This window comes from Stenotrophomonas sp. GD03794 (assembly GCF_029842145.1).
Taxonomy (GTDB): domain Bacteria; phylum Pseudomonadota; class Gammaproteobacteria; order Xanthomonadales; family Xanthomonadaceae; genus Stenotrophomonas; species Stenotrophomonas riyadhensis.
In genome coordinates this window covers 1-26,310 of record NZ_JAOCFV010000064.1, presented here as the reverse complement: position 1 = coordinate 26,310, position 26,310 = coordinate 1, and the positions used below count along the sequence as shown (strand labels likewise).

At 67.8% G+C, this 26,310-nt stretch carries 23 protein-coding genes; 15 read left to right on the top strand and 8 right to left on the bottom strand.

Annotated features, from left to right (window positions below; all coding sequences use genetic code 11):
- Nucleotides 1-272: 272 nt before the first annotated feature.
- Together xseA and queG are read right to left on the bottom strand one after the other, a co-directional pair.
- Entirely contained in the window at nucleotides 273-1,604 is a 1,332-nt protein-coding gene (xseA, locus tag N5D91_RS21605; protein ID WP_153855919.1) for an exodeoxyribonuclease VII large subunit, read from the bottom strand.
- A gap of 44 nt (nucleotides 1,605-1,648) precedes the next feature.
- A complete protein-coding gene (queG, locus tag N5D91_RS21600; RefSeq protein ID WP_153855920.1) occupies nucleotides 1,649-2,719 on the bottom strand; it encodes a tRNA epoxyqueuosine(34) reductase QueG in 1,071 nt (356 codons plus the stop codon).
- A gap of 23 nt (nucleotides 2,720-2,742) precedes the next feature.
- Between queG and N5D91_RS21595 the strand changes: the two genes are divergently transcribed.
- The 6 genes from N5D91_RS21595 to N5D91_RS21570 all read left to right on the top strand — a co-directional run bounded on the left by N5D91_RS21595 (nucleotide 2,743) and on the right by N5D91_RS21570 (nucleotide 10,273).
- Complete coding sequence (locus N5D91_RS21595) at nucleotides 2,743-4,227, top strand: NAD(P)H-hydrate dehydratase (RefSeq protein ID WP_164161217.1); 1,485 nt, start codon at nucleotides 2,743-2,745, stop codon at nucleotides 4,225-4,227.
- Nucleotides 4,224-4,706: a tRNA (adenosine(37)-N6)-threonylcarbamoyltransferase complex ATPase subunit type 1 TsaE gene (gene tsaE, locus N5D91_RS21590; protein WP_110712939.1), complete on the top strand. Its 483-nt coding sequence runs from the start codon at nucleotides 4,224-4,226 to the stop codon at nucleotides 4,704-4,706. The genes N5D91_RS21595 and tsaE overlap by 4 nt, the downstream gene beginning before the upstream one ends.
- 82 nt (nucleotides 4,707-4,788) lie before the next feature.
- A complete protein-coding gene (locus tag N5D91_RS21585; RefSeq protein ID WP_164161216.1) occupies nucleotides 4,789-6,351 on the top strand; it encodes an N-acetylmuramoyl-L-alanine amidase in 1,563 nt (520 codons plus the stop codon).
- Nucleotides 6,352-6,472: 121 nt separating this feature from the next.
- Nucleotides 6,473-8,377 (top strand): DNA mismatch repair endonuclease MutL, encoded by a 1,905-nt coding sequence (gene mutL / locus N5D91_RS21580; RefSeq protein WP_153855923.1) that lies wholly within the window; start codon nucleotides 6,473-6,475, stop codon nucleotides 8,375-8,377.
- Between the two features lie 11 nt (nucleotides 8,378-8,388).
- Entirely contained in the window at nucleotides 8,389-9,318 is a 930-nt protein-coding gene (locus N5D91_RS21575) for a DUF1684 domain-containing protein (protein ID WP_153855924.1), read from the top strand.
- Nucleotide 9,319: 1 nt separating this feature from the next.
- The gene (locus N5D91_RS21570) at nucleotides 9,320-10,273 is read left to right on the top strand and encodes a TraB/GumN family protein (protein ID WP_125895514.1); all 954 of its coding nucleotides are present in this window, start codon (nucleotides 9,320-9,322) and stop codon (nucleotides 10,271-10,273) included.
- 74 nt (nucleotides 10,274-10,347) lie between these two features.
- Here the strand turns inward: N5D91_RS21570 and phaR are convergent, their stop codons facing one another.
- The 3 genes from phaR to gluQRS all read right to left on the bottom strand — a co-directional run bounded on the left by phaR (nucleotide 10,348) and on the right by gluQRS (nucleotide 12,749).
- On the bottom strand, nucleotides 10,348-10,887 hold the full coding sequence (gene phaR, locus N5D91_RS21565; protein WP_032130258.1) for a polyhydroxyalkanoate synthesis repressor PhaR: 540 nt from the start codon (nucleotides 10,885-10,887) through the stop codon (nucleotides 10,348-10,350).
- Between the two features lie 183 nt (nucleotides 10,888-11,070).
- Nucleotides 11,071-11,811, bottom strand: coding sequence for an acetoacetyl-CoA reductase (gene phbB, locus N5D91_RS21560; RefSeq protein WP_049423910.1), 741 nt, complete (start codon nucleotides 11,809-11,811; stop codon nucleotides 11,071-11,073).
- 17 nt (nucleotides 11,812-11,828) lie between these two features.
- Nucleotides 11,829-12,749, bottom strand: a complete 921-nt coding sequence (gene gluQRS / locus N5D91_RS21555) for a tRNA glutamyl-Q(34) synthetase GluQRS (protein WP_180855210.1) — start codon at nucleotides 12,747-12,749, stop codon at nucleotides 11,829-11,831.
- A 93-nt stretch (nucleotides 12,750-12,842) separates the two neighbouring features.
- On the opposite strand from gluQRS, the gene htpX reads away from it, so the two are divergent.
- A complete protein-coding gene (htpX, locus tag N5D91_RS21550) occupies nucleotides 12,843-13,709 on the top strand; it encodes a protease HtpX (protein WP_180855208.1) in 867 nt (288 codons plus the stop codon).
- A gap of 659 nt (nucleotides 13,710-14,368) precedes the next feature.
- Here htpX and N5D91_RS21545 read toward each other — a convergent pair.
- Entirely contained in the window at nucleotides 14,369-15,196 is an 828-nt protein-coding gene (locus tag N5D91_RS21545) for an inositol monophosphatase family protein (protein ID WP_005410386.1), read from the bottom strand.
- Between the two features lie 120 nt (nucleotides 15,197-15,316).
- Here N5D91_RS21545 and N5D91_RS21540 point away from each other — a divergent pair, with 120 nt between their 5' ends.
- From N5D91_RS21540 to N5D91_RS21530, 3 genes are read left to right on the top strand one after another with little or no spacing between them, the layout of a single operon-like run.
- The gene (locus tag N5D91_RS21540) at nucleotides 15,317-16,087 is read left to right on the top strand and encodes an RNA methyltransferase (protein ID WP_010486603.1); all 771 of its coding nucleotides are present in this window, start codon (nucleotides 15,317-15,319) and stop codon (nucleotides 16,085-16,087) included.
- A gap of 46 nt (nucleotides 16,088-16,133) precedes the next feature.
- A complete protein-coding gene (locus N5D91_RS21535; RefSeq protein WP_110712931.1) occupies nucleotides 16,134-17,066 on the top strand; it encodes a phosphate/phosphite/phosphonate ABC transporter substrate-binding protein in 933 nt (310 codons plus the stop codon).
- Complete coding sequence (locus tag N5D91_RS21530) at nucleotides 17,063-19,189, top strand: EAL domain-containing protein (protein ID WP_110712930.1); 2,127 nt, start codon at nucleotides 17,063-17,065, stop codon at nucleotides 19,187-19,189. The genes N5D91_RS21535 and N5D91_RS21530 overlap by 4 nt, the downstream gene beginning before the upstream one ends.
- 75 nt (nucleotides 19,190-19,264) lie before the next feature.
- Here N5D91_RS21530 and epmB read toward each other — a convergent pair whose 3' ends face one another.
- Entirely contained in the window at nucleotides 19,265-20,305 is a 1,041-nt protein-coding gene (epmB, locus tag N5D91_RS21525) for an EF-P beta-lysylation protein EpmB (RefSeq protein ID WP_180846228.1), read from the bottom strand.
- 96 nt (nucleotides 20,306-20,401) lie between these two features.
- Here epmB and efp point away from each other — a divergent pair, with 96 nt between their 5' ends.
- The 5 genes from efp to N5D91_RS21500 all read left to right on the top strand — a co-directional run bounded on the left by efp (nucleotide 20,402) and on the right by N5D91_RS21500 (nucleotide 24,667).
- Nucleotides 20,402-20,968, top strand: coding sequence for an elongation factor P (efp, locus tag N5D91_RS21520; RefSeq protein ID WP_005410381.1), 567 nt, complete (start codon nucleotides 20,402-20,404; stop codon nucleotides 20,966-20,968).
- 205 nt (nucleotides 20,969-21,173) lie between these two features.
- Complete coding sequence (locus N5D91_RS21515) at nucleotides 21,174-22,517, top strand: TRZ/ATZ family hydrolase (protein WP_014037873.1); 1,344 nt, start codon at nucleotides 21,174-21,176, stop codon at nucleotides 22,515-22,517.
- Between the two features lie 25 nt (nucleotides 22,518-22,542).
- Complete coding sequence (ubiG, locus tag N5D91_RS21510; RefSeq protein WP_180855207.1) at nucleotides 22,543-23,259, top strand: bifunctional 2-polyprenyl-6-hydroxyphenol methylase/3-demethylubiquinol 3-O-methyltransferase UbiG; 717 nt, start codon at nucleotides 22,543-22,545, stop codon at nucleotides 23,257-23,259.
- Entirely contained in the window at nucleotides 23,256-23,951 is a 696-nt protein-coding gene (locus N5D91_RS21505; RefSeq protein WP_180846226.1) for a phosphoglycolate phosphatase, read from the top strand. Before ubiG ends, N5D91_RS21505 begins: the two co-directional genes overlap by 4 nt.
- Before the next feature lie 11 nt (nucleotides 23,952-23,962).
- Complete coding sequence (locus N5D91_RS21500; RefSeq protein ID WP_180855205.1) at nucleotides 23,963-24,667, top strand: squalene/phytoene synthase family protein; 705 nt, start codon at nucleotides 23,963-23,965, stop codon at nucleotides 24,665-24,667.
- A 99-nt stretch (nucleotides 24,668-24,766) separates the two neighbouring features.
- On the opposite strand, the gene N5D91_RS21495 is transcribed toward N5D91_RS21500, so the two are convergent.
- Complete coding sequence (locus N5D91_RS21495) at nucleotides 24,767-26,287, bottom strand: gliding motility protein (RefSeq protein WP_180855203.1); 1,521 nt, start codon at nucleotides 26,285-26,287, stop codon at nucleotides 24,767-24,769.
- Nucleotides 26,288-26,310 lie beyond the last annotated feature (23 nt).

Here is a 26,310-nt window from a genome sequence, read left to right as displayed (position 1 = left end):
TTCATCCACGCATGCGTGGATCTACCGTGTCGACCAAGGTCGACAACTACCAACAGCCTCCGGAATCTGTCAGAGGCGGGGCGGTGTGGATGTGCAGGACCGTTGGCGCCATGGATGGCGCCATCGAGCCCCCATGGATGGGTTTACGGCGTGTCCTGCACATCCACACCGCCCCGCCATCCCACGGAATACCAGCTTTGGCTGTTGCTTCGGCTGTTGCTGTTGCTTGAACGCTTCGGCAGGTGCAGGGCGCAGCCCTGCCGAACAACCCTTTACTTGACCTGCACGTCGATCACGCCGTTGCCAACGCGGGCCTGCAGTGCATCACCGGGCTGTACCTGGTCGACCTGGCGTACCAGCGAGCCATCGTCACTGCGGGTCAGGATGCTGTAGCCACGCGCCACGGTCGCCAGCGGGCTGACCGCTTCCAGCGAACGCGCCAGTCCGCGCAGGCGCAGGGCATCGCGCTCCAGCAGACGCTGCATGGCCACCTGCGGCCGCCCGCGCAGGGCAGCCAGGCGGCGCTGCATCGCGTCGAGCTGGCGTTGCGGATGGTGCCCGCGCAGCACCGCCGCCGCATGGCGCAGGCGCGCGGCGCGGCGCTCCTGCTGCTGGTTGAACGCGGCATGCAGGCGCCGGCCCAGATCGAGCTGGCGGCGGCGCAGCAGGTCCAGCCGCGCCTGCGGGCTCTGTGCGTTCAGGCGCAGCAGGGCACGATCGGCGCGCTGCATCACCTGCTGCATCGCATGCCGTTGCAGCTGCACCATGCGCGCCGCAGTCCGGCGCAGGCGCAACGCCAGTTCGCGCTGGTCCGGTACCAGCAGTTCGGCCGCCACCGAAGGCGTCGGTGCGCGCAGGTCGGCGGCGAAGTCGCTGAGGCTGAAGTCGGTTTCGTGGCCGACCGCCGAGACCACTGGCGTGTTGCTGGCGGCGATGGCGCGGGCCAGCGCTTCATCGTTGAACGCCCACAGGTCTTCCAGTGAACCGCCACCGCGGGTCAGCAGGATCACGTCGTAGCGGCCACTGGCGTCGGCGGCCTGCAGCAGGCGGGTGATCTGTGCAGCGGCGCTGCTGCCCTGCACCAGGGTCGGCAGCAGGTCCACTTCCAGCAGCGGGAAACGGCGCTCAAGCACGCTCAGTACGTCGCGCACGGCGGCGCCGGTCGGCGAGGTGATCACTGCCAGGCGCTGCACGTGTGCGGGCATCGGCCGCTTGCGTGCCGGGTCGAACAGGCCCTCGGCCTCCAGGCGTGCCTTCAGCTCCTCGAAGGCGCGGCGCAGCGCGCCTTCGCCGGCTTCTTCCATGTGGTCCAGCACCATCTGGTACTCGCCACGGGCGTCGTACAGGGTCACCTTGCCGCGCACCAGCACGCGCATGCCTTCGCGCGGCACGAACTTCAGGTACTGCGCCTTCATCCGGAACATCGCTGCGCGCAGCTGCGCACGTGCGTCCTTCAGGGTGAAATACAGGTGCCCGGAGGAAGGGCGCGCCACGCTGCCCAGCTCGGCCTCGACCCAGATCGCCGGGAAGCTGCCTTCCAGCAGGTCGCGGGCCAGGGTGTTGAGCTGGCTGGGGGTGAGGATGTCGTTGTTGCGTGGCTGCATGGGAACGGCGTGCTGCGGGCGGAACGGGGGCTCAGGATCGCACGTCAGCGCACCGCGTGCTGGCCCAGCGCCCACTGCACGTGTGCACGCACCAACGGCGAGGGATCATCGACGCGGGTATGCAGCGCGGCCAGCGTCTCTGCCGTGGTCGGCGCGTTGCCCAGCGCCACCGCGATGTTGCGCAGCCAGCGTTCATGGCCGCTGCGCCGGATCGGGCTGCCTTCGGTACGGCGCAGGAACTCGGTTTCATCCCAGGCGAACAACTGGTCCAGGCGCGCGATATCGAGATTGTTGCGCGCGCGGAAATCGGCTTCGTCGGTGCGCTTGGCGAATTTGTTCCAGGGGCAGACCAGCTGGCAGTCGTCGCAGCCGTAGATGCGGTTGCCCATCAGCGGCCGCATGTCTTCGGGAATGGGACCGTCGTGCTCGATGGTCAGGTAGGAAATGCAGCGCCGCGCGTCCAGCCGCTGCGGGCCGATGATGGCCTGGGTGGGGCAGACATCGATGCAGCGCGTGCAGGTACCGCAGTGGGCAGTGGCCGGCGCGTCGATCGGCAGGGGGATGTCGATATAGATCTCGCCGATGAAGAACCAGGAACCGCCGTGACGGTCGATCAGGCAGGTGTGCTTGCCGATCCAGCCGAGCCCGGCGTTGCGCGCCAGTGCGCGTTCCAGCACCGGTGCCGAATCGACGAAAACGCGGTAGCCCAGCGGCGCCACCTCATCGTTGATCTGCATGGCGAGCTTCTGCAGGCGGTTGCGCATCAGCTTGTGGTAGTCGCGGCCCAGCGCGTAACGGGCCACGTAGGCACGGCCGGGATCGGCCAAGGTCGCCCAGGCTTCGGTGTCGTCCTTGTGGCTGTAGTCCATGCCCACCGAGATCACCCGCACGGTGCCGGGCAGCAGTTCGGCCGGCCGCGCACGCAGCGTGCCGTGGCGCGCCATCCAGTCCATCGTGCCGTACAGGCCCTGGCCCAGCCAGTCGGCCAGATGCGCCTCATCCTCGCCCAGCTCGATGCCGGCGATGCCGCAGCGCTGGAAGCCATGCGCACGGGCCAGTTCGCGGATGCGCTGCACGGCCTGGGCCGGATCGACGGGGGCGGGGACGGGGGACATGCGCACCAGTATAAAATCCCTGCATGCCCGATCTTTCCCTTCTGTTCGATACCGCAGCAGCGCGCGCGCTCGATGGACGCGCATCGGCGCTGGCCGGTGATGGTGGCTGGAGCCTGATGGCCCAGGCCGGTCTGGCCGGCTGGCAGTGCCTCCTGCAGCAGTGGCCGGAAGCCCTCCAGCTATGCGTGCTGGCCGGTGCCGGCAACAACGGTGGCGACGGTTACGTGCTGGCCCGCCATGCCGTGCGGTCAGGGCGGCAGGTACAGGTGGTCACGCTGCCCGGCACGGCGCCCGCCACGGCGCTGGCGGCGCAGGCTGCAGCGGAATTTGCCGCGGCAGGCGGCTGCATCGTTGCGTTCGACGGTCAGTTGCCGGCTGCTGAGGTCTATGTAGACGCACTGTTCGGGCTTGGCCTGGACCGGGCGCCAGCCGGCATGGCCCAGTCGCTGATCGAGGCCCTCAATGCGGCGCAACGGCCGGTGCTGGCGATGGATGTGCCGAGTGGCGTTGATGCCGACAGCGGTTGTGTGCCCGGCGTGGCGGTGAAGGCCACTGTCACGTTGCAGTTCATCGCGTGTCACCGCGGCCTGTACACCGGTGATGCCCTGGAACAGGTGGGCCAGCGTCGGCTGGCGCCACTTGAACTGCCTGATCAGGCCTGGGACGGTATCCACGCCAGCGCGCAGCGCTGGACGGGCGACCGCTTGCCGGTGCTGCTGCCACCGCGACGCGCCAATACCCACAAGGGAGAATCGGGCCACGTTCTCTGCATCGGTGGAAACCACGGCAGTGGCGGCGCGGTCGTGATGGCTGCCGAGGCGGCGCTGCGTGCTGGCGCGGGCCTGCTCAGCGTTGGCACCCGTCGCGATCACGTCGGCCCCTTGCTGGCGCGCCTGCCCGAGGCCATGGCCCACGCGCTGGAAGATGGTGACGCGCTGCCGGCGCTGCTGGACAGGGCCGGAGTGGTGGCGATCGGCCCCGGGCTGGGCCAGGACGAGTGGGCGCGCGCACTCTTTGCACGGGTGCTGGCGTGTGACAAGCCGCTGGTGGTTGATGCCGATGCACTGAATCTGCTGGCGAAGGATCCGCGCGCACTGCCGCACGCGATCCTCACGCCACACCCGGGCGAGGCCGCGCGCCTGCTCGGGTGCAGCACCGCTGACATCCAGGCTGATCGCTATGGCAGTGCACAGGCATTGGCCGAGCGCTTCCACGCCGTGGTGGTGCTGAAGGGCGCGGGCAGCATCGTGGCGGCACCCGCGCAGACGCCACGGCTGATTGCTGCGGGCAATCCCGGCATGGCCGTGGGGGGCATGGGCGACCTGCTCACCGGCATCATCGCCAGCCTGCGTGCTCAGGGCCTGACCGCCTTCGACGCCGCTGCGGCTGGCGCGTTGCTGCACGCGCTCGCCGGCGATGCTGCGGCCGCCGACGGCGCGCGTGGCCTGCTTCCCACTGACCTGCTGGCGCCGCTGCGGCGACTGGCCAACCCGGACCTCTCTTCATGACCGACTTCTTTCTTGCCGACAGCGATGCCACCGAACAGCTCGGGCAGTGGCTGGCCGCCACCCGACCACCGCAGGCGCTGGTCGAACTGCGCGGCGACCTGGGCGCCGGCAAGTCCACCACGGCCCGCGCGCTGCTGCGCGCGCTGGGCGTGCAGGGCGCGATCCGCAGCCCGACCTATACCCTTGTCGAGCGCTATCCACTGGCCAGCGGTGGCGAGGCGTGGCATCTGGACCTGTACCGGATCGGCCAGGCCGGAGAGCTCGATTTCCTCGGCCTGGACGAAGGCAGTGCGGTGTTGTGGCTGGTCGAATGGCCGGAACGAGGCGCCGGCGCGCTGCCACCGACCGACCTGGTGGTGGCGCTGGAGATCGAAGGGCAGGGGCGTCGCGCCCGTCTCACTGGGGCCAGCGACATCGGACATGAATGGCTGGAACGGCTACCCCAAGGGGGCGACTTGCAGGCCATTTCTGTCGGCTGACGAGAACAAACACCGGCAGGTTACGGATTATTAAGGAAAAAGGTGTTGCATTCCGTTCAGCGCGGTGATTGAATCCTGAGCCATGCGCCCGGGGAACCGTCTCATTGCCATCTGTGCCGCCGTCGGACTGGGTCTGGCGAGCGTCAGTGCGTGGGCCGGCGAAGTCCGCCAGGTCCTGCTGAATACCGGCGCTACCGGCACCCGTGCCGAGATCTCGCTGGTCGGCAGTGGCGGTTACAAGACCCTGTCGTTGGCCGGTCCGAACCGCCTGGTGGTCGATTTCCCGGATTCCAGCGCCATACGCAACCTGAAGATGCCGGCCGCGCAGGGCGTGGTTACGGCGGTGCGTACCGGACAGCCGGTGCCGGGCACTTTCCGTGTCGTTTTCGACCTCGCTGAATCGGTGGCGCCGTTCCGCCCGCAGATGCAGCGCGAGGGCAATGAATCCAAGCTGGTGATCGAATGGCCGGGCGATGGTCCTGCCGTGGCCGCCAGTCGTCCTGCGGCGACGCCGGCGGTACAGCCGCAGGTCCCTGCCAGCACGCCCGCACCGACGCCGGCCGAGAGCGCGCAGTCGCGCAACGACGCCGCGCGCGCCACCGCACTGTTGACCGCGCAGGTACAGCAGCAGGCCAGCGCCGCCGCTGCCACACCGGCCACGCCGACCCCGGCGCCGTCCACCGCTCCAGCCCAGGTCGCGGCAGCGGGTACGGCTGCCAGCAGCACGCCGTCCGCATCGCCGGCTGCGATCCTTGCCGGCCAGCGTACCGCCGCCGTGGTAACCACGCCGCCGGCCACAGCGCCTGCACCGGTTCCGGCGACGGTGGTGCCACCGCGTCCGGCCATGCCCAGCGATGCCTCGCGCATCCGCATGCAGGCCGGCATGCGCCACCTGGTGGTGGCCATCGATCCAGGCCACGGCGGCCAGGACCCTGGTGCGATCGGCCCGACCGGCAAGCGCGAGAAGGATGTGACCCTGGCCGTGGCGCGTGAGCTGGCCCGCCAGGTCAACGCGACGCCGGGCCTGAAGGCTTACCTGACCCGCGACAGCGATGTGTTCATCCCGCTGCCGATGCGTGCGCAGAAGGCGCGTGCGAACAAGGCCGACATCTTCATTTCGATCCATGCCGACGCGGCGGAAAACCGTTCGGCCACCGGTTCGTCGGTGTACGTGCTGTCGACCAAGGGCGCCTCTTCGCAGCGCGCCCGTTGGCTGGCAGACAAGGAAAACGCGGCCGACCTGGTCGGTGGCGTGCGCCTGCAGCAGACCGAAGGCACGCTCGCCAACGTGCTGCTGGACCTGGCCCAGAGCGGCTACATGAAGGCATCCGAGGACGCGGCCGGCCATGTGCTGGGCGGCCTGAAGCGGATCGGCAACAACCACAAGCCGAACATCGAGCGCGCCAACTTCGCAGTGCTGCGCACTTCGGACATGCCGGCGATGCTGGTGGAGACCGCGTTCATCTCCAATCCGGATGAAGAGCGCCGCCTGATCGATCCGGCCTACCAGCGCAAGATCGCCGGGGCCGTGCTGGATGGTGTGCACACCTTCTTCAGCCGCCAGCCGCCCCCGGGCACGCTGTACGCGGCCCGCGCCCAGGCCGAGATCGACGCAGCCGGCACCATGGCCGGCGGCAGCAAATAACCCGCCGAAGGCGGGTTATTGCTTTCTGTAGAGCCGAGCGGCGCTCGACTGGGCCTTCCCGGTAGCCCGTCAGTCGAGCATGGCTCGACTCTACCCTCGGCCGCTCCGTTATCATCCCCGCATGACGTCTGCTACCCATCCGCGCCCGATCCGGCCGTTGCCGGAGATCCTGATCAACCAGATCGCTGCAGGCGAAGTGGTCGAACGTCCTGCGTCGGTGGTCAAGGAACTGGTCGAGAACGCGATCGACGCCGGCGCCAGCCGCGTCGATATCGACCTTGAGGAGGGCGGTGTCCGCCTGATCCGCATCCGTGACAACGGCAGTGGCATCGCACCGGAACAGTTGCCACTGGCGGTCTCACGCCACGCCACCAGCAAGATCGCCGATCTGGACGATCTTGAATCGGTGGCCACGCTCGGCTTCCGTGGTGAGGCGCTGCCCTCGATCGCATCGGTCAGCCGCTTCACCCTGTCCTCGCGCCGCGCACATGACGAACATGGTTCGGCACTGCAGATCGAAGGCGGCAAGATCGGCGAAGTGACCCCGCGCGCGCATGCGCCCGGCACCACGGTGGAAGTGCGCGAGCTGTTCTACAACGTGCCGGCGCGGCGCAAGTTCCTGCGCGCAGAACGCACCGAACTGGGCCATATCGAAGAATGGCTGCGTTCACTGGCGCTGGCGCGGCCGGATGTCGAACTGCGCGTGTCGCACAACGGCAAGGCCTCGCGCCGCTACAAGCCGGGCGATCTGTATTCCGATGCGCGCCTGGCCGAAACACTGGGCGAGGATTTCGCCAACCAGGCCGTGCGTGTGGATCACAGCGGTGCCGGCCTGCGGCTGCACGGCTGGATCGCGCAGCCGCATTATTCGCGGGCCAGTGCCGACCAGCAGTACCTGTACGTCAACGGTCGCTCGGTGCGCGACCGCAGCGTCGCCCACGCCGTGAAGATGGCCTATGGCGATGTGCTGTATCACGGCCGCCAACCGGCCTACGTGCTGTTCCTGGAACTTGACCCGACCCGCGTCGACGTCAACGTGCATCCGGCCAAGCACGAGGTGCGCTTCCGCGACTCGCGACTGGTCCATGATTTCGTCTACCGCACCCTGAAGGATGCGCTGGCCGACACCCGTGCCGGCATGTCGGCGCAGGACATCGGTGCCGGCCCCGCGCATCCGGTCGATGCGGCCATGGCTCCGATGGCATCGAGCGCGGGCGCCTCTGGTTTCGGGCTGGTGCGCGGTCCGGCACCCGGTGCCGGCTCGGGCGGGGGCGGTGGATTCTCCGGGTGGCGACCGCAGCAGCCACTGGGCCTGCAGGTGGCCGATGCACCGGCGGCCTATGCCGCGCTGTATGCCACGCCGGCCGGTGCCGAGCGTGCAGCGGCACTGCCACCGATGCCCACCGAGAATGGGCTGCCGGTCACCAGTGCCGACGCAGGCGTACCGCCGCTGGGCTACGCCATCGCGCAGCTGCACGGCATCTACATCCTGGCCGAGAATGCAGAAGGCCTGATCGTGGTCGACATGCATGCGGCGCACGAGCGCATCGGCTACGAGCGCCTGAAGAACGCACACGATGGCATCGGCCTGCAGTCGCAGCCGTTGCTGGTGCCGATCACGCTGGCGGTCGGCGAGCGCGAAGCGGATACCGCTGAAAGCGAAGCCGAAACGCTGGCCGCACTCGGCTTCGAGGTGACCCGTGCCGGCCCGGGATCGCTGCATGTGCGCAGCATTCCAGCGCTGCTGGCGCATGCCGAACCGGAAGGGCTGCTGCGCGACGTGCTGACCGACCTGCGCGAACACGGCCAGAGCCGGCGCGTGGCCAGTGCTCGCGATGAGCTGCTGTCGACCATGGCCTGCCATGGCGCGGTGCGCGCCAACCGGCGGCTGACCGTGCCGGAAATGAACGCGCTGCTGCGCGACATGGAAATCACCGAGCGGTCCGGCCAGTGCAACCACGGCCGGCCGACCTGGGCCCGTTTTTCGCTGGCGGAGATCGACCGCTGGTTCCTGCGCGGACGTTGAGGGGAGCATCGATGCGTTATCGGGGAATGGCGGGCCTGCTGGCCGCCGTGGTGTTGGCCGCCTGCAGCCCGGCAACACCGCCGGCGCCGACGGCCGCTGAAGATCCTGCCTACGCGGCCGGGCAGCAGCAATGGCGTGTAGCGCGCTACCAGGACCTGACCCGGCCGGATGGCTGGACGGCGCTGGTCGGCCTGCACTGGCTGCAGAACAAATCGCACTTCGTCGGCAGCGGCGCGACCAATGGCATCCGCCTCGCGGTTGGGCCGGACAAGCTGGGCCTGCTGCGCCGCGAAGGGACGCAGTGGTGGTTTACACCTGAGGCCGGCGTTGACGTCAGCCACGACGGGCAACCGGTACGCGGCCGCATCCGTGTCGACACCGACAAGGATCCGCAGCCGACGCTGCTCGCCTTCGATGGCGGCAAGGGCCAGCTGAGCATCATCCGCCGTGGTCCGCGTGATGCGCTGCGGGTCAAGCATGCCGATGCGCCGGCACGTCGCGATTTCGGTGGCCTGGAGTACTGGCCGGGTGGTCCGGACTGGCAGGTGCAGGCGCGCTTCATCGCGCACCCGCCGGGCAAGACCCTGCCCATCGTCGACATCACCGGCCTGACCACCGAAATGCCCAATGCCGGCGCGGTCGAGTTCCAGCGTGATGGCCGCAGCTGGCGGCTGGAGGCGATCGGTGCGCCGGGGCAGCCGCTGTTCCTGATCTTTGCCGATCGCACCAGTGGCCGCGGCAGCTATCCGGCCGGTCGCTATCTGGATACCGATGCACCCGCTGCCGATGGCACCGTGCGCATCGATTTCAACCATGCCTACAACCCGCCGTGTGCATTCACCGCCTACGCGACCTGTCCGCTGGCGCCACCGGAAAACCGGTTGGACCTGCGCGTGGAAGCGGGCGAGAAGGCCTACCACCTGCCTGAAGGAGAAGGCTGATATGCCGATCAGATCCCTGTTGCGTGCCACCGTTCTGTTGGCGGCCTGTGCGCTGGCACCGCTGGTTGCAGCGCGTACCGTGCAAGCCGATACCGCTGGCGCAGCGGCGGCCAAGCCGCCGGTGCCGTTGCTGTGGAAAGTGACCGGCCCGGGCGATTCGCGCCTCTACCTGCTCGGTTCCTTCCACCTGCTGAAGCCGCAGGATTACCCGTTGTCGCCCGATGTCGAACAGGCGTTCGAGGCCTCGCAGCGGGTCGTGTTCGAACTGTCGCCGGAAGACATGCAGTCACCACAGTTGGCCAGCCGCATGGTGCAGGCGGCGGTCCGCACCGATGGCAGCGAGCTCAAGCGCGATCTTGATGCTGCGACCTGGCAGAAGCTGCAGGTGTTCGCCACCGAAAACAAGCTGCCGCTGGCGCAGATGCAGGGGATGAAGCCGTGGTTTGTCGGCCTGAGCATTTCGGTCGGGCAGATGCAGAAGCTGGGCCTGGACCCGGCACTGGGCCTGGACCGTCACTTCATGGAGCGTGCGCAGAAGACCGGGCGCAAGACCGCGGGACTGGAAGACATCGACACCCAGATCGGCATGCTTGACGGAATGACGCTGCAGGAACAGCGGCAGATGCTGGCCGAAGCGCTGGACCAGGCCGGCAAGGCCGACGAGCAGGCACGCCAGCTGCACGACGCCTGGCGCCGCGGTGACGAGCGCGTGCTGTGGACCCGGATGGCGGCGGAAATGCGCCAGCAGTATCCGCAGCTGTATCAGCGCATCAACACCGGCCGCAATGACGCCTGGGTGCCGAAACTGCTGCCGTACCTGCAGGCCGGGCAGGGCGGTACGCTGGTGGTGGTCGGCACGCTGCACCTGCTGGGCAGTGATGGCGTGGTCGAGAAGCTGAAGGCGAAGGGCTACAAGGTCGAGCGCGTATGCACGGGGTGCAAGGCGAAACGCTGACTTACGGTTGGCGCGATGCCAAACAAAACGGCGCGCCAGTGGCGCGCCGTTTTCGTATCAGCCCTTGCAGCAGCTCAGCGGCGGGTCTTGCCGCCGGTGCCGGTGCCGGGTTCGTTCGGCTTGTTGCCGGTACCTGCGCCGGTTCCGGTTCCGGTGCCGCCCGGACGCGGGCCACCGAAGCCAGTGCCCATGTTGCGCTGGAATTCCTGCCACAGCTCCAGGTTGCGCTCGGTCAGCTGGTTCATCATCGCCCACGGGGTCTGGCCCAGCAGGTTGCCCATCTGCTGGCGGAATTGCTGCTGCTGGTCGAGGAAGACCTGCATGCTGCGCTCCAGGTAATTGCCCATGAAGCCCTGCAGGGAGTCGCCGTAGAAGCGGATCAGCTGGCTCAGCAGCTGGGTGGACAGCATCGGTTCGCCGTCCTGTTCCTGGTCGGCGATGATCTGCAGCAGGACCGATCGCGTGAGGTCGTCGCCGCTCTTGGCGTCGCGGACTTCGAAGTCTTCACCGTCCAGGATCAGCTGCCGCACGTCCTCGATGGTGATGTAGCTGGAGATCTCGGTGTCGTAGAGACGGCGGTTCGGATACTTCTTGATGATGCGGGTCGCAGCCATGAAGCGGTACTCGTCACAGTAGACGCGCAGCATGGCGCAGTGCAGCAGCCGTTGCAACCGCCTCAGCCCCCGCCAGGCTTGGCTTTCGGCGGCGATCATGTTGCGCAACAAGGGTTTGCGTGTTGCGCAGCATGACCATCGGCAGGGGCCGGCGGCGTTCGCCGCGAGGGCCCGCTGCGCGGCCTACCAACCCATATGGTGGCCGCCGTTGATGTCCAGGTTGCTACCGGTGATCCACGAGGCTTCATCGGCGACCAGGAACGAGACGCCGTACGCGATTTCCTCCGGCTTGCCGAGGCGTCCGGTGGGGATGTCGGCGATGATCTTGGCACGCACCTCCTCCGGCACCGCCATCACCATGTCGGTAGCGACGTAGCCGGGCGAGATGGTGTTGACGGTGATGCCGAAGCCGGCGTTCTCGCGGGCCAGCGAGATGGTGAAGCCGTGCATGCCGGCCTTGGCCGCCGCGTAGTTGGCCTGGCCGTACTGGCCTTTCAGTCCGTTGATCGAGCTGATCTGGATGACCCGGCCCCAGCCGCGGCGGCGCATGCCCTCGATGACCGGACGGGTGACGTTGAACACCGAATTGAGGTTGGTGTTGATCACATCGTGCCACTGGTCTGCGCGCATGCGGTGGAAGGTGGTGTCGCGGGTGATGCCGGCGTTGTTGACCAGGATCTCGACCGGGCCCAGTTCGGCCTCGACCGCGCGCACCAGCGCTTCGGCGCTGTCCGGATCGGAGACATCGCCCGGGAAGATCGACACGCTGTAGCCGCGTTCGGTCATCGCCTGCTGCCAGGCGCGGGCCTTGGCCTCGTCGCGGTAGTTGGTGGCGACCCGGTGGCCCTGGTCGGCCAGGCGTTGGCAGATGGCGGTACCGATGCCGCCGGTTCCGCCGGTGACCAGTGCGACGCGAGATGTCATGGAGTGCTGTCCGGGTATCAGGTGGGGGAAGGGGGATTCTGCAACATCGGCGCGGAAAGTGCGCCGGCGGGCAACAGGATATCGGCACGCGGCAGCCGCGCCGGGTCGAAGGCCTGTCGAGCGGCGGCCAGCAGCGCGTCCAGATCGCGTGCCTGCGCCAGCGCCTCAGGGGCTTGGCCGAGCAGCTGCCAGAGCTGGCGAAGCACCGGCAGCGGGCGTGCGCTGTCCACCGGCAGCGCCGCCAGTGACTTGGACAGTTTGTGGCCCGGCGCATCCAGCAGCAGCGGCAGGTGCCAGTAGCGCGGCACCGCCAGGCCCAATGCCTGCTGCAGCAGGATCTGCCGTGCCGTGGAGTCGAGCAGGTCGGCACCGCGCACCACTTCGGTCACCCCCTGCGCGGCGTCATCGACCACCACCGCCAGCTGGTAGGCCCAGCAGCCGTCCGCACGGCGCAGCACGAAGTCACCGACCTCGGCATGCACGTCCTGCTGCTGCGGGCCGCGCAGGCCATCGTCGAAGCGCACGATGCTGCCCGCTGGCACGCGGAAGCGGACGGCAGGGTCCGGTCGTGGTTGCCGTGCGACGCAGCGATGATGGATGCCGCCACTGGCGGCCAGTTCGCTGCGACTGCAGTGGCAGACAAAGGCCTGGTCGCTGGCCAGCAACACATCCAGCGCGGCCTGGTAGGCCTCGCCACGCGTGCTCTGCCAGAGTACCGGGCCATCGTGGACCAGGCCGAACGCGGACAGTGCCTGGAGTTGCGAATCCGCTGCACCGGGCACGGTGCGCGGCGGGTCGACGTCTTCGACGCGCAGGCGCCACAGGCCGCCGTGATGGCGGGCGAGCAGCCAGCTGCCGAAGGCGGCGAGCAGGGATCCGGGGTGGAGCTGGCCGGTCGGCGAGGGCGCGAAACGGCCGGTGGGAATAGGGGAGGTCATGCTGGCTGAATCGTCGGTCAGGTTGGCGCTTGAATTCAAGCTGACCGCACCGCAAATTGATCGATATCGCCCCCTTCCGAGCCGGAATTTCCCATGTTCACCCGTATTGCCCTCTTCCTGGCCACGAACTTTGCCGTGCTGATCCTGGCCAGCATCGTGATGTCGCTGTTGGGAACCGACCCCAGCAAGATGAGTGGTCTGTTGATCATGGCCGGCATCTTCGGCTTCGGTGGTTCCTTCATCTCGCTGCTGCTGTCCAAGTGGATGGCCAAGCGCTCCACCGGCGCGGTGGTGATCACCGAGCCGCGCAACCAGACCGAGCGCTGGCTGCTGGCTACTGTCGAGCGCCAGGCCAAGGCGGCCGGTATCGGCATGCCCGAAGTGGCCGTGTATGAAGGCCCGGAGATCAATGCCTTCGCCACCGGCGCCAACCGCAACAATGCGCTGGTGGCGGTGTCCACCGGCCTGCTGCACAACATGAGCGAAGACGAGGCCGAAGCGGTGCTGGGCCACGAGATCGCCCACGTCGCCAACGGTGACATGATCACCATGGCACTGCTGCAGGGCGTGTTGAACACGTTCGTCATCGTACTGGCCCGCGTGGTCGGCGGCATCATCGACAGCGCACTGTCGGGCAACCGCGAAGGCGGCGGCCGCGGCTTCGCCTACTACATCATCGTGTTCGTGCTGGAGATGGTGTTCGGCCTGTTCGCCACGATGATCTCGATGTGGTTCTCGCGCCACCGCGAATTCCGTGCCGATGCGGGTGGTGCCTCGCTGGCGGGCCGCCAGAAGATGATTGCCGCGCTGGAGCGCCTGCAGCTCAACCACGGCCAGAGCACGCTGCCGACCCAGATCGCGGCGTTCGGTATTGCCGGTTCGACGGCGAAGAAGCTGTTCATGAGCCACCCGCCGCTGGAAGAGCGCATCGCCGCGCTGCGGGCGTCGACGGCGGCGTAAGCCTCCGTACTTCCACGGTAGCGCAGGAACGCCTGGCCTCGCGCCGGGCGTTTTTGTTTGTGCGCGCACGCATCGGTGGTGCCGGGATCATTTCCGCGACCGCGGAGGGGTGTCACTTTCTTTGCTCGTGCAAAGAAAGTAACCAAAGAAACACGCCGCCGGGGCGCGAGCCGATGCTGCGCATCGGTTCCCTGCGCTTCTCGGCGAATCAGGGGGCGGCGCCGAACTCGCTTCGCTCAAACATCGGCGCCTCTTCGCCCCTGATTCCCCTGCGATGCTCGGCTCGCTCAAGGCGGACTGGAAGGTCAAGATCAACGGCAACAGCATCCACGCATGGCGTGGATCAATCGGGTGCGGCTGTGGCATTTGACCTTGGGTCCGCCTTGAGCGAGCCGAGCACCGCAGGTCCGGCGAGGGCGAAGAGGTGCGGGTGTCTGAGCGCAGCGAGTTCCCGCACCGTCCCTCGACGGACCGAGGAGCGCAGGGCACCGGCGTGCGAAGCACGTCGGCTCGCGGCCGGCGGAGCGTTTCTTTGGTTACTTTCTTTGCGCGCAAAGAAAGTGACACCCCTCCGCGGTCGCGGAAACGAATCTCCGTGCGCACAAACGAAAACGGCACCCTCGCAGGTGCCGTTTCAGTGAGCCGCGTTGCCGGGACGCTTAGAACTTGGCGTCGAACTCGGCGGCGTAGCCGGTGTTCACCAGCACCTTCTGCAGCGACTCGGCCACCTTCAGGTTGCCGGCCACGATCTGGTGGGTCTCCGGGCCACGGTTGTCCATGCGGCCCAGGGTCGCGCCCTTGAAGTCGCAGACCTTGCCGCCCGCCTCGCGGACCAGCAGCAGGCCGGCAGCAATGTCCCATGCCTTCACGCCGGCTTCGAAGTAGGCATCAGCGCGGCCACAGGCCACGTAGGCCAGGTCCAGCGCGGCCGAACCGGTGCGGCGGATGTCCTCGGCCTGGACCAGCAGGGTGTCGACCGACTTCAGCTGCGCGCTGGCGCGGCTGCGTTCGCGCGGGGCGAAGCCGGTGTGGATCATCGTGCCTTCCAGATCCTTGCGGTCGGCCACGCGGATGCGGCGGTCGTTCAGCACGGCGCCGGCGCCACGGCTGGCGGTGAACAGTTCATTGCGCAGCGGGTCGAAGATGACCGCATCGGTCGGCTCGCCGTTCTCGACCAGGGCGATCGACACGCAGTAATGCGGCACGCCGCGCAGGTAGTTGCTGGTGCCGTCCAGCGGGTCGATGACCCACATCTGGCGGCGCTCGCCCTGCACGCCACCTTCTTCGCCGAAGATGCCGTAGTCCGGGTAAGCGCGCTTGAGTTCCTTGACGATGACCTTTTCCGCGTCCGCATCCACTTCGCTGGCGTAGTCCATCCGGCCCTTCTGCACCACGTTCAGTGCCTCGAGCTTGTTGATGTTGCGCAACAGGACGTTGCCGGCGAGGCGGGCGGCCTTGACCATGACGGTTACGGCGGGTTTCTGCATGGCGTGGGCTCCCGGAAAGGCAGAAGAGATGGACTGGCGGGGGAAAAGAGCGGGTCCGGCGCAGTGGCCGGCCGCACAGTTTACCATTGGTCATCGTCCAGCTCGACCTTTTCCCTGTTCATGTCCCAGTTTCCTGCCGCCACCCGCCTCCGATTCGTCCTGGTCGGTACCCAGCACCCCGGCAACATGGGCGCTGCCGCCCGCGCCCTGAAGACCATGGGCCTGGCCCGCCTGGTGCTGGTTGCCCCCGAAAAGCCGCTGGACGAGGAGGCCTTCCGCCGCTCGGCCGGTGCCGAAGACGTGCTGGGGGACGCTCCGGTGGTGGCCACCCTGGCCGAGGCCGTGGCTGACTGCCGTCTGGTGCTGGGCTGCACCGCCCGTGCCCGCCGCGTCCAGCTGGAGGAGTACCTGCCGGCCGATGCCGCTGCCCGTGCGGTGGCCAAGGCCGGCGAGGGCGCCGAGGTGGCGCTGGTGTTCGGCCGTGAGCGCACCGGCCTGACCAACGAGGAACTGCAGCTCTGCCATGCAGCGGTGCACATCCCGTCCGACCCGGAGTTCAGCTCGCTCAACCTGGCTGCCGCGGTGCAGGTGCTGGCCTATGAAACGCGCATGCAGCTGCTGGGTGCGCAGCCTGCGGCCGACGCCGAACCGGGCTTCCGCGAGCAGGCGGCCAGCCACGAGCAGATGGAGAGCTTCTTCGCCCAGCTTGGCGACACGCTGGACGAGATCGATTTCCACAAGGGCCGCGCCCCGGAGTCGGCGATGCGCAAGCTGCGCCGCCTGTTCCTGCGCAGCGAGCCCAGCGAGCAGGAAGTGCGCCTGCTGCGCGGCATCCTTGCCGACACCCAGCGCATGGCGCGGCTGGCCCAGGCGGGCAACAAGGACAGCTGACGACGTTCTCATTTTTTCGGGTAGTCTGTCCGGATACCCAGGGGGGATGATGCCTGTGTCGGGTCTGCGAAAGGCAATGCAGGGGGGACTGCTGAGCCTGGCCATGGTCCTGCTGGCCGGGACGGTGCGTGCAGCACCGGACCCGGTGCTGGTGCTGGGCCGGATCAGCGATGATCCCAAGGCGCACTACGAGCAGCTGCAGCCATTGCTGGACTACGTGGTGGCGCGCATGCATGACGTTGGCATCAAGGAGGGGAGGATCCTGATGGCACGTGATCCACAGCAGATGGCCAGCTATCTGCGGCGGGGGCGGGTCGACTGGGTCACGGAAACGTCGGGCACGGCGGTGGCGCTGGGCCAGCGCAGTGGCGCACGGCCCCTGCTGCTGACCGAGCGCAATGGCGTGCGCGAGTACCAGACGGTGTTCTTCGTGCGCAGCGACAGCCCGATCCAGCGCGTGCAGGATCTGCGCGGGCACCGCCTGGCGCTGCAGAACACGGCGTCCACCAGTGCCTACCTGGTGCCGGTGATGACCCTGCTGCAGCAAGGGTTGTCGCCGCAGATCCTGGCGGGTACCTGGGACATGCCAGGGCGGGACAGCGTGGGCTATGTGTTTGCGCGCAGCGAGCTGAACATCGCGACCTTCGTGCACAAGGGCGTGGTCGATGTGGGGGCGGTCAGCAGCGTGGACTGGAATGACGAGCGGCGGGTGCCGGCTGCGTTCCGCCGCGACTTCCGTGAGCTGCTGCGCACCGAACCCTACCCGCGTGCGGTGGAGATGGTCCGCGCCGACCTCGAGCCGCGGGTGCGTGATCGCCTGCAGGAAGTGCTGCTGCAGGCGGCCAGTGATCCACAGGCGCAGGGAGCGTTGCATCGTTTTTTTGGCACTTCCGGTTTCCACCGCGTCGATGCGCATGCGCAGCAGCGGTTGGATGAATTGAAACAAGGATTGACGCGCGTGCGGATGGAAGTGGAATGAAGTGGCTCGGCTCGGGGATGCAGGCCCGGTTCCTGCTGGCGATGGGCGGAGCAATGGTGGTGGTGGTGGCGATCCTGGCGGTGCTGCTGGGGCGCCAGACGGCCATGCAGGGTGAGGTGCGCAGCCTCAGTGGTGGTGTCATCCATGAACTGTTCGACCGCAGCGTGCGCAGCCGTGGCGAAGCGATGGCGCGCGAGTTGTCCGATTCGCTGGCCAATCCCCTGTACTACCGCGATCTGGACCAGGTCGGTGCGCTGGTACGCGGCACCGCGCGACAGCCGGTAGTGCGTTATGTGCTGGTGTTCGACGAACGTGGCCGGCTGGTGCATGACGGCTCGATCGAGGTATCCGGTTTCGGCCAGCCCATGGCCGATCCGCTGGCACCCAGGGCCGCCGCTGCACAGGCGCTGGTGGTGCAGGAATCACCGAAGGTGCTCGACAACGCGATGCCGATCATGATCGGCAACCAGCGCATTGGCGGCGTCCGCGTCGGCATGGCGCTGGATGAGGTCCAGCAGCGCGAGCAGGCAGCCAACGCGACCCTGGGCGAACGCCTGCAGCAGGCCGGCAGCCGCCACCTGGGCTGGCTGCTGCTGATGCTGGGTCTGCTGGTGGTGATCGGTGTGGCCGTGATCCTGTATGTGCAGCGCACCCTGGTCGCACCGATCCGTGACCTGGCCGCGGCCGCACGGCGCATCGAAGCCGGTGACTACCAGGCCCCGCTGGCCGAGAACACGCGCGATGACGAGGTGGGCGAACTGGTGCGCGGCTTCGCCCGCATGCGCGATGCGATCGCCCGCCACGACCGCGAGGTCCGGCGCATGGCCTATACCGATGCATTGACTGGGTTGACCAATCGACTGGCGTTCCGCGAGGCCCTTGACCACCGGTTGATGGCCGCACGCGCGTCCAATCATCGGTTGGGCCTGCTGTTTGCCGACATCGACGACTTCAAGCGGGTCAACGATACCCTCGGCCATGAAGCCGGCGATGAGGCGTTGCTGCAGTTCGCCCAGCGTATCGGGCGCGCGGTCACCGAGGCCGGGGGCGACGAGGCCCTGCTGGCGCGTTTCGGCGGCGACGAGTTCGTGATCCTGGTCGGAGATGGCGACGTGGCGGCCAACGCACGGCTGCTGGCCGAGGTGCTGGTACGCGAGCTGGGCAAGCCGCTGGTGGTGCAGGGCCGGGAACTGTTCCTTGGCACCTCGATCGGCGTGACCCTGTTCCCGGACGATGCTGCCGATGCGACCACGCTGCTGAAGAACGGCGACATCGCCATGTACCAGGCGAAGATGGCCGGCAAGAACTGCTACCGCTACTACAGCCGGGCGATGGACCATGCGGTCGAGCGCCGCGTGCACATGGAACAGGAGCTGCGCGGGGCCTGGGAGCGTGGCGAGCTGCGTCTTGCCTACCAACCGATCTTCCGCATGCGCGACCGCCGCATGATCGGCGTCGAAGTGCTGTTGCGCTGGCAGCACCCCACCCTGGGCACGATTCCGCCGTCGGTGTTCATCGAAGTGGCCGAGCAGAGCGGGCTGATCGAGATCATCGGCCCGAAGGTGCTGCGTGCGGCCTGCATGGAGGCCGCGCAGTGGCCACGTGGGGCGGCCGGCGATGATCTGTTCGTGTCGGTCAACGTGTCACCGCGGCAGCTGCGTGGCGGCGAACTGCCGGCACTGGTCGCACAATGCCTGCATGAGTCCGGGCTGCCGGCGTCGCGCCTGCACCTGGAGCTGACCGAAACCGCCGTGATCGGCGACGAGATGGTTGCCGCGCAGCTGCTGGACAAGCTGCACCGCACCGGCGTGAAGGTGTGGCTGGACGATTTCGGTACCGGCTTCTCCGGGCTCAGTCATCTGCGCCAGGTGCCCGTGGACGGCGTGAAGATCGACAAGAGCTTTGTTGCGGACATGCAGCGTGATCCCGACGACCTGGCCCTGACCACGGCGATCATCGCAATGGCCCACGCGCTGGGCATCACGGTGGTGGCCGAAGGCATCGAACAGCAGGCGCAGTTCGAGCTGCTGGCGCAGCGCGGTTGCGATCTGGGCCAGGGCTATTGGCTGAGCCATCCGGTGACCGCCACTGAAGTGGTACGGATGATCGAGTCGGGTCTGTAGCCGGCAAAAAAAGGGGACGGAGGGAATTAAGTCGCTTGTGCATTTGCGACTTAATTCCCTCCGTCCCCTTTTTTGTTACACCGGGCGCTTGCTCGGGTCGCCGGGCAGTTCGCGCACCAGCTTCGGGATCAGATAGCCGGACAGGCGCGCGGTCAGGCCGGCAATCAGTGCCTTGGCCTGGCTGTCGTCCACTTCGAAGTGGGCCACGCCCTCGACCCGGTCCAGCTGGTGCAGGTAGTAGGGCAGCACGCCGGCGGCGAAGCTGCGCTCGCTCAGGTCCTGCAGGGCCTGCACGCTGTCGTTGACCCCGCGCAGCAGGACGGCCTGATTCAGCAGCTGGGCGCCGACGCCGCGCAGGCGGCCCATTGCCGCGTCCACGCTGGCGTCAAATTCGTTGGCATGGTTGGCATGGACCACGATCGCCAGCGGCCACGGCAGGCTGCCCAGCCAGGCCAGCAGCTCCTCGTCCACGCGCTCCGGCAGCACGATCGGCAGCCGGGTATGGATGCGCAGGCGGCGGAGATGCGGAATCGCGCGCAGGGCGTCGGTCAGCTCCACCAGCTTGTGCGTGGCCAGTGACAGCGGGTCACCGCCGGACAGGATCACTTCGTCAATGTCCGGGTCAGCGGCGATGGCGGCTACGGCCTCCTGCCAGCCGCCCTTGGCGGCGTTTTCCGCGCCATAGTCGAAGTGGCGGCGGAAGCAGTAGCGGCAGTTGATCGCGCAGCTGCCGGTGGCGACCAGCAGGGCGCGACCGCGGTATTTCTGGATGACCCCGGTGGCCTTCTTGGCCGCGCCATCGCCCACCGCATCGAAGCTGAACCCGGGTGCCGGACGCATTTCCTCGTCGACCGGCAGCACCTGGCGCAGCAGCGGGTCGGCCGCATCGCCCACGCGCATGCGCGCCACGAAGCCCTCGGGCACGCGCAGCGCGAACTGGGCCATGGCCGCCTCCGAGACGCCCAGCGCGGCCGGGTCCAGCTGCAGCCGGGCCAGCAGGGCGTGCGGGTCACGCAGCGCCTGGCGCCAGAGCTGCTGCCAGCGCGCGGGCGTACCTGGCGACTGGGGCCGTGGGAAGGCGGAAAGCTGCATGGAGAGGGGGCCTGCGGTTATCATGGGGGCAGAAAAACAGTCGCCCACCGGCATCCGGTGGGCTTTCCATTCTAACGGCTCGCCGCACCCGCGGCGTTTTTGCCACTCAGGAGTTTACGCATGGCCAGCTACGGCATGAACGACGTCAAGAACGGGATGAAGATCCTGGTCAACAACCAACCGGCCGTCATCATCGACACCGAATACGTCAAGCCGGGCAAGGGCCAGGCCTTCACCCGCGTGAAGTACCGCCTGATCAAGGACGGCCGTACCCAGGAAGTCACCATGAAGTCGACCGACTCGCTGGATGCAGCCGACGTCGTCGATACCGACATGAACTTCATGTACAGCGACGGTGAGTACTGGCACTTCATGGACCCGGAATCCTTCGAGCAGGTCCAGGCCACCAAGGCCGGCATGGGCGGCGCCGAGAAGTGGCTGAAGGGCGAAGAGTCCTGCGTGGTCACCCTGTGGAACGGTGAGCCGATCTTCGTACAGCCGCCGAACTTCGTCGAACTGAAGATCACCGAAACCGATCCGGGCGTCCGTGGCGACACCTCGGGCGGCGGCGGCAAGCCGGCCACCCTGGAAACCGGCGCCGTGGTCCGCGTGCCGCTGTTCGTCAACCAGGACGAAGTGATCCGCGTCGACACCCGTTCGGGCGAATATTCCGCACGCGTCAAATAAGGTTCAGGCCGTAGGCCAACCTTACTGTAGTGCCGGCCGCTGGCCGGGTACGCGCCATCGCATTCGCGCTGGCGCTCCCATGATCTGCTTCGGCAGATCATGGGCCCCGCTTCACGAGTCTCCAGACCCCGCCGCTTCGCGGCAGCCCCTGACTCAGGGGCGTGTCCCCCAGAAGTATCTCGCCACCCCCAGCCAGTGAGCCCGCATGAGCGATAGCCCGCACCTCCCCGAAGCCTGCGACCTGCTCATCGAAGCCGGTTATGTCGTTCCGATCGAGCCGCATGCGGTGGTGCTGGAAGACCATGCCGTTGCCGTGCGTGGCAGTGAAATCGTGGCCATCCTGCCGCGTGCCGAGGCGCGTGCGCGGTTCCGTGCCACCCAGGTGGTCAGTCGCCCCGAGGCTGCGCTGATGCCGGGCCTGGTCAACGCGCACACGCACAACCCGATGACGCTGCTGCGTGGCGTCGCCGACGACCTGCCGCTGATGACCTGGCTGCAGCAGCACATCTGGCCGGTGGAAGCGGCGGTGATCGGCCCCGAATTCGTTGCCGACGGCACCACCCTGGCCATCGCCGAGATGCTGCGCGGCGGTACCACCTGTGCCAACGAGAACTACTTCTTCGGCGACGTGCAGGCCGCGGTCTACAAGAAGCACGGTTTCCGCGCACTGGTGGGCGCGGTCATCATCGATTTCCCCACCGCCTGGGCCAAGACCGACGACGAATACTTCGCCAAGGCCGGTGAACTGCACGACCAGTGGCGCACCGATCCGCTGATCGGCACCGCGTTCGCGCCGCATGCGCCGTACACGGTCAACGATGCCAACTTCGAGCGGGTGCGGATGCTGTCCGACCAGCTCGACATGCAGGTGCACCTGCACACCCACGAGACCGCGCAGGAGATCAACGATTCGATCAAGCTGCACGGCCAGCGCCCGCTGGCGCGGCTGGATCGGCTCGGCCTGGTCAACGACCGCCTGATCGCGGTGCACATGACCCAGCTGACCGATGCGGAAATCCACCTGTGCGCCGAGCGCGGCGTCAGCGTGGTGCACTGCCCGGAATCGAACCTGAAGCTGGCCTCCGGTTTCTGCCCGGCCTGCGCCCTGCAGCGCGCCGGCGTGAACCTGGCGATCGGCACCGATGGCTGCGCCAGCAACAACGACCTGGACATGTTCAGCGAGAACCGCACCGCGGCGATCCTGGCCAAGGCCGTGGCCGACGATGCGACCGCGCTCGACGCGGCGACCACGCTGCGCGCCTCCACCCTGGGTGGCGCCCGCGCACTGGGCTTCGGCGACCGCATCGGTTCCATCGAAGTCGGCAAGCAGGCCGACCTGGTCTGCGTCGACCTGTCCGCGCTGGAAACCCAGCCGCTGCACAACGTGCTGTCGCAGCTGGTGTATGCCACCGGCCGCCAGCAGGTCAGCGACGTCTGGATTGCCGGCAAGCCGAAGCTGGTGCAGCGCGAGTTGGTCGGCATGGACCTGCCGGGCATCATCGCCAACGCGCGCCAGTGGCGCGAGCGCATCCGTCATATCCGCGCCTGAACCCCGGCGCCGCAAGGACTCCCTCATGACTGCCCCCCACGCTTCCTCCAATTTCGATCAGGCCGAGCTGGACAAGTTCGCCGCACTGGCCAACCGCTGGTGGGACGCTGACGGCCCGCAGAAGCCGCTGCATGCGCTGAACCCGGTGCGCCTGCAGTACGTGGCCGATCGCGTGCCGCTGCGCGGTGCGCGCGTGCTCGACATCGGTTGTGGTGGTGGCCTGTTGAGTGAAGCACTGGCGCAGGCCGGGGCTGACGTCACCGCCATCGACCTGGCCCCGGAACTGGTCAAGGTCGCGCGCCTGCATGCGCTGGAAAGCGGCGCCAAGGTCGATTACCGGGTGCAGGCTGCCGAAGATCTGGCCGCCGAGCAGCCGGGCAGCTTCGATGTGGTCACCTGCATGGAAATGCTCGAACACGTGCCCGATCCGGGCGCGATCATCGAGGCCTGCAAGCGCCTGCTGAAGCCAGGCGGTCACCTGTTCCTGTCGACCATCAACCGCACCGCCGCCGCCTTCGCGGTGGCGATCGTCGGCGCCGAGTACGTGGCGCGGCTGCTGCCCAAGGGCACGCACCACTACCAGGAATTCATCAAGCCGGCCGAGCTGGCGCGCTGGCTGCGCGAGGCCGACATGCAACTGGTGGATGTCAGTGGCATGGCCTACGAGCCGTGGCGCAACCATGCGCGCCTGAGCAGCCGTACCGACATCAACTACCTGGCCTACGCGATCAAGCCGGCATGACCGCGGCCCGCTTCCCGCGTGCGGTGCTGTTCGATCTGGATGGCACGCTGCTGGACAGTGCACCGGACTTCGTCGCCACCTGCGACGCGATGCTGGCCGAGCGCGGCCGCGCACCCATCGATCCGGCCGCGCTGCGCCCGGTGGTGTCGAAGGGCTCGCGGGCGATGGTCTCGGCTGCGTTCCCGGAACTGGACGTAGCCGAACGTGACGCGCTGATCCCGGAATTCCTGCAGCGCTACGAAGCATTGATCGGCCAGCACGCGGTGCTGTTCGATGGCGTGGCCGGCATGCTCGCCGCGTTGGACGACGCCGGTACAGTGTGGGGCATTGTCACCAACAAGCCTGAATACCTGGCGCGCTTGATCCTGCCGCAGCACGGCTGGCAGCAGCGCTGTGCGGTGCTGGTCGGTGGTGACAGCCTGGCCGAACGCAAGCCGCATCCGCTGCCGCTGCTGCACGCCGCACAGGCGATCGGCATCGCCGCCGAAGACTGCGTGTACGTGGGCGACGACGAGCGCGACATCATTGCTGCGCGCGCCGCCGCCATGCCGTCGGTGGCGGCACTGTGGGGCTACCGCCTGCACAGCGACGATCCGCTGGCCTGGCAGGCCGACGTGCTGGTCGAGAACGCCGAACTTCTGCAACTGGCCAGTCTCTGGCCGACCCGGCCGGCAGCCCCGGCCCAGCCGTAAGGAATCACGTAGTGAGCAGTACCGCGCTGGACAGTTTCCTCGACAAGTGGCGCAGCCGTTGGCCGGAATGGTCGGTGGCCGCCCCGTTCGTGGCCGAATCGCAACGCGAGCTTGCGGTGGCGTGGTTCGCGCTGCTGCAGGAATTCGACGACATGCTCAACACAAGCGGCGACCCGTTGCCGGCCGACGCCAAGCTGGCGTGGTGGGGCGAGGAGCTGCGCAGCTGGGCCGCGCATCGTTCGCGCCACCCGCTGGGCCGCCTGCTGGAGCCGGTGCGTGCGCCGTGGGCGCAGCTGGCCGAAGCACTTCCGGATCTGGTTGAAGCGCGCACGGTCGCGCTGGATGCGGCCGGCGCCGAGCGCGCGCTGGCCCATTACGCTGAAGCCGTGGCTGCGGTGGAGGCAGCCCTGTTCGCGGACAAGCCGCGCACCGGCGCCGGTCGCGCAGTGCAGCTGCAGATCCTGGCCCAGCGCCTGCAGGATGCCGGCGTAGCCGGTGTGCCGCGCAGCCTGCTGGACGGTGATGCCAGCACGGCCGCACAGCGCTGGGCGCAGCATCTGTTGAAGGGCTGGGGCAGCCGCGTGCCCGGCCCGCGCCCGCGCCGCGTGTGGTCCAGCCTGGCGCGTGCCCGTGTGGCCGCGCAGGCGGCAGGCAAGCCGATCGAAGCCACGCCGGTACGCACGCTGCTGCGTGTGTGGTGGGCTGCGCGCGGCTGATTGATTGCCGTGGTAGTGCCGGCCATTGGCCGGCAGCCCGGGCGATGCAGGATTGATGGGGTGGCCGGCCAGCGGCCGGCGCTACCCTTCCAGGGCGCCTCAGAACGTCCTGACCTCGTTCATTGCTTCGCGCAGTACGTCGCGCTGCAGCGGCATCGTGCCCAGTGTGCGCTTCGCTTCCACGGCATCGATGATGCCCATCCACGCCATGTAGATCTGCTCGCGTTCCTCGGTTTCGATGAAGCCGCTGCGGCGATCCAGTGCGTTGAAGCCTTCGGTGTACTGGCGGCCGATCTGTGCCAGCGCCGTGGTCAATTCGGTTGTGCCGGCGTCAGCCGTCGTCACCTTCAGCGCCTCGGTGTACGCCTTGCGATAGAGCGCCGCCGCCTTGCCTGCCTGCGCGGCGCTGATGTGCGCGCTGCCGTCCCAGTCGCGGAACGGGTTGTCCAGGTTGGCGGCCAGCCATTCGGCCTTGCGCAGTTGTCCCACGTCCAGATCCAGGCCTCTTGCTGCCTCGCCCTTGTAGGCCTTCCTGATGGCGGTGCCAAGGTCGGCCGGTAGGCTGTGCAGCCACAGCCGGCACAAGCGCGGCCAGCGTTCCGGTGCCGGAAACACCGAACCAGCAGGCGGAAAGAGATCGCTGCCGCTGAGGGTGTGCAGCTGCTGCAGGTCGCCGAGGCACTGCAGCTGATGCAGCAGGCAGGGGGCGCCGTTGATCGCGAGCGATTGCAGTTGCGGGAACTGCTGGGCGATGCGTGCGGCGTCGAGTTCGCGTACCTCCCGCAGCTGCAGCTCACCAAGCTGCGCCAGGCCCAGGCCTGGCAGCAGCGGATCGGTGCTGATGAGGGTCAGCCAGCGGCCCTCGTCCTCGGCGTGGATGATCAGCGCGGGATCGATGCTGCCGATCAGCGTCAGGCGATCCAGCTGCGGGTTGAGGTGGAGCGAGCGCAGGCCGGTGACATCGATCGTCATCTGCAGGAGCCTGGTTCCTCGCACATCGACGTCAGTCTCCTGCTGGCCACTGATCTGCAAGGTATGGATCAATGGCCGTGTACGCAGCCACGGCAGCAGGTCCGGCACCGGTGTGCTGATCTCCAGCTGGGTGAGCAGCGGCAGGGCATCGAATACAGACAGTGACGGCGCACGGTTCAGGGTCGCGCTGTCCAGTTGGCGGGTACAGCGACGCACCGGAAAGGCATCGCTTTCCAGTACCACGCTCTGGTCTTGCGGCGCGGACATCGCGGCGTGGAATTCGCGCACGGCATCGGTATCCAGTGCATCCCACTTGCGTTGCCCGACCCATTCGGCGCCATCGGGCCAGCTGCCATAAGTCCTCGGACGATCGGCGATCAGCGGCTCGCGCCAGCCCACCTGCCGGAAATCGCGCGGGACGCGCTTGCCTACCCAGCGGTGCAGGATCGCGGGCGCCGCACGGAACGGGCTGAAGCGGGCAGGTTGCATGGCTGCAACGGCGGCGGCATCCGGCAGGGCACTGCCCACCCAGTCCAGTGCCAGGATGGCGAAGCTGCCGTCCTCCGTACTCTGGTGGGTGAGCTGGTAGGCCACGTGGGCGCCCAGGCGTGCGTTGTGGACGACGTGGATATCTCCCGTAGCGGGCATGCAACGTTCCTTGTTTCCATGCG

Excerpts from the sequence above, each read along its gene's own strand:
- tsaE (WP_110712939.1), top strand. The coding sequence starts at position 4,224 with ATGACCGACTTCTTTCTTGCCGACAGCGATGCCACCGAACAGCTCGGG.
- N5D91_RS21495 (WP_180855203.1), bottom strand. The coding sequence starts at position 26,287 with ATGCCCGCTACGGGAGATATCCACGTCGTCCACAACGCACGCCTGGGC.
- xseA (WP_153855919.1), bottom strand. The coding sequence starts at position 1,604 with ATGCAGCCACGCAACAACGACATCCTCACCCCCAGCCAGCTCAACACC.
- efp (WP_005410381.1), top strand. The coding sequence starts at position 20,402 with ATGGCCAGCTACGGCATGAACGACGTCAAGAACGGGATGAAGATCCTG.
- N5D91_RS21515 (WP_014037873.1), top strand. The coding sequence starts at position 21,174 with ATGAGCGATAGCCCGCACCTCCCCGAAGCCTGCGACCTGCTCATCGAA.
- ubiG (WP_180855207.1), top strand. The coding sequence starts at position 22,543 with ATGACTGCCCCCCACGCTTCCTCCAATTTCGATCAGGCCGAGCTGGAC.
- epmB (WP_180846228.1), bottom strand. The coding sequence starts at position 20,305 with ATGATAACCGCAGGCCCCCTCTCCATGCAGCTTTCCGCCTTCCCACGG.
- N5D91_RS21545 (WP_005410386.1), bottom strand. The coding sequence starts at position 15,196 with ATGCAGAAACCCGCCGTAACCGTCATGGTCAAGGCCGCCCGCCTCGCC.
- N5D91_RS21540 (WP_010486603.1), top strand. The coding sequence starts at position 15,317 with ATGTCCCAGTTTCCTGCCGCCACCCGCCTCCGATTCGTCCTGGTCGGT.
- N5D91_RS21530 (WP_110712930.1), top strand. The coding sequence starts at position 17,063 with ATGAAGTGGCTCGGCTCGGGGATGCAGGCCCGGTTCCTGCTGGCGATG.
- N5D91_RS21535 (WP_110712931.1), top strand. The coding sequence starts at position 16,134 with ATGATGCCTGTGTCGGGTCTGCGAAAGGCAATGCAGGGGGGACTGCTG.
- N5D91_RS21595 (WP_164161217.1), top strand. The coding sequence starts at position 2,743 with ATGCCCGATCTTTCCCTTCTGTTCGATACCGCAGCAGCGCGCGCGCTC.
- N5D91_RS21570 (WP_125895514.1), top strand. The coding sequence starts at position 9,320 with ATGCCGATCAGATCCCTGTTGCGTGCCACCGTTCTGTTGGCGGCCTGT.
- phaR (WP_032130258.1), bottom strand. The coding sequence starts at position 10,887 with ATGGCTGCGACCCGCATCATCAAGAAGTATCCGAACCGCCGTCTCTAC.
- phbB (WP_049423910.1), bottom strand. The coding sequence starts at position 11,811 with ATGACATCTCGCGTCGCACTGGTCACCGGCGGAACCGGCGGCATCGGT.
- htpX (WP_180855208.1), top strand. The coding sequence starts at position 12,843 with ATGTTCACCCGTATTGCCCTCTTCCTGGCCACGAACTTTGCCGTGCTG.
- N5D91_RS21575 (WP_153855924.1), top strand. The coding sequence starts at position 8,389 with ATGCGTTATCGGGGAATGGCGGGCCTGCTGGCCGCCGTGGTGTTGGCC.
- gluQRS (WP_180855210.1), bottom strand. The coding sequence starts at position 12,749 with ATGACCTCCCCTATTCCCACCGGCCGTTTCGCGCCCTCGCCGACCGGC.
- mutL (WP_153855923.1), top strand. The coding sequence starts at position 6,473 with ATGACGTCTGCTACCCATCCGCGCCCGATCCGGCCGTTGCCGGAGATC.
- queG (WP_153855920.1), bottom strand. The coding sequence starts at position 2,719 with ATGTCCCCCGTCCCCGCCCCCGTCGATCCGGCCCAGGCCGTGCAGCGC.
- N5D91_RS21505 (WP_180846226.1), top strand. The coding sequence starts at position 23,256 with ATGACCGCGGCCCGCTTCCCGCGTGCGGTGCTGTTCGATCTGGATGGC.
- N5D91_RS21585 (WP_164161216.1), top strand. The coding sequence starts at position 4,789 with ATGCGCCCGGGGAACCGTCTCATTGCCATCTGTGCCGCCGTCGGACTG.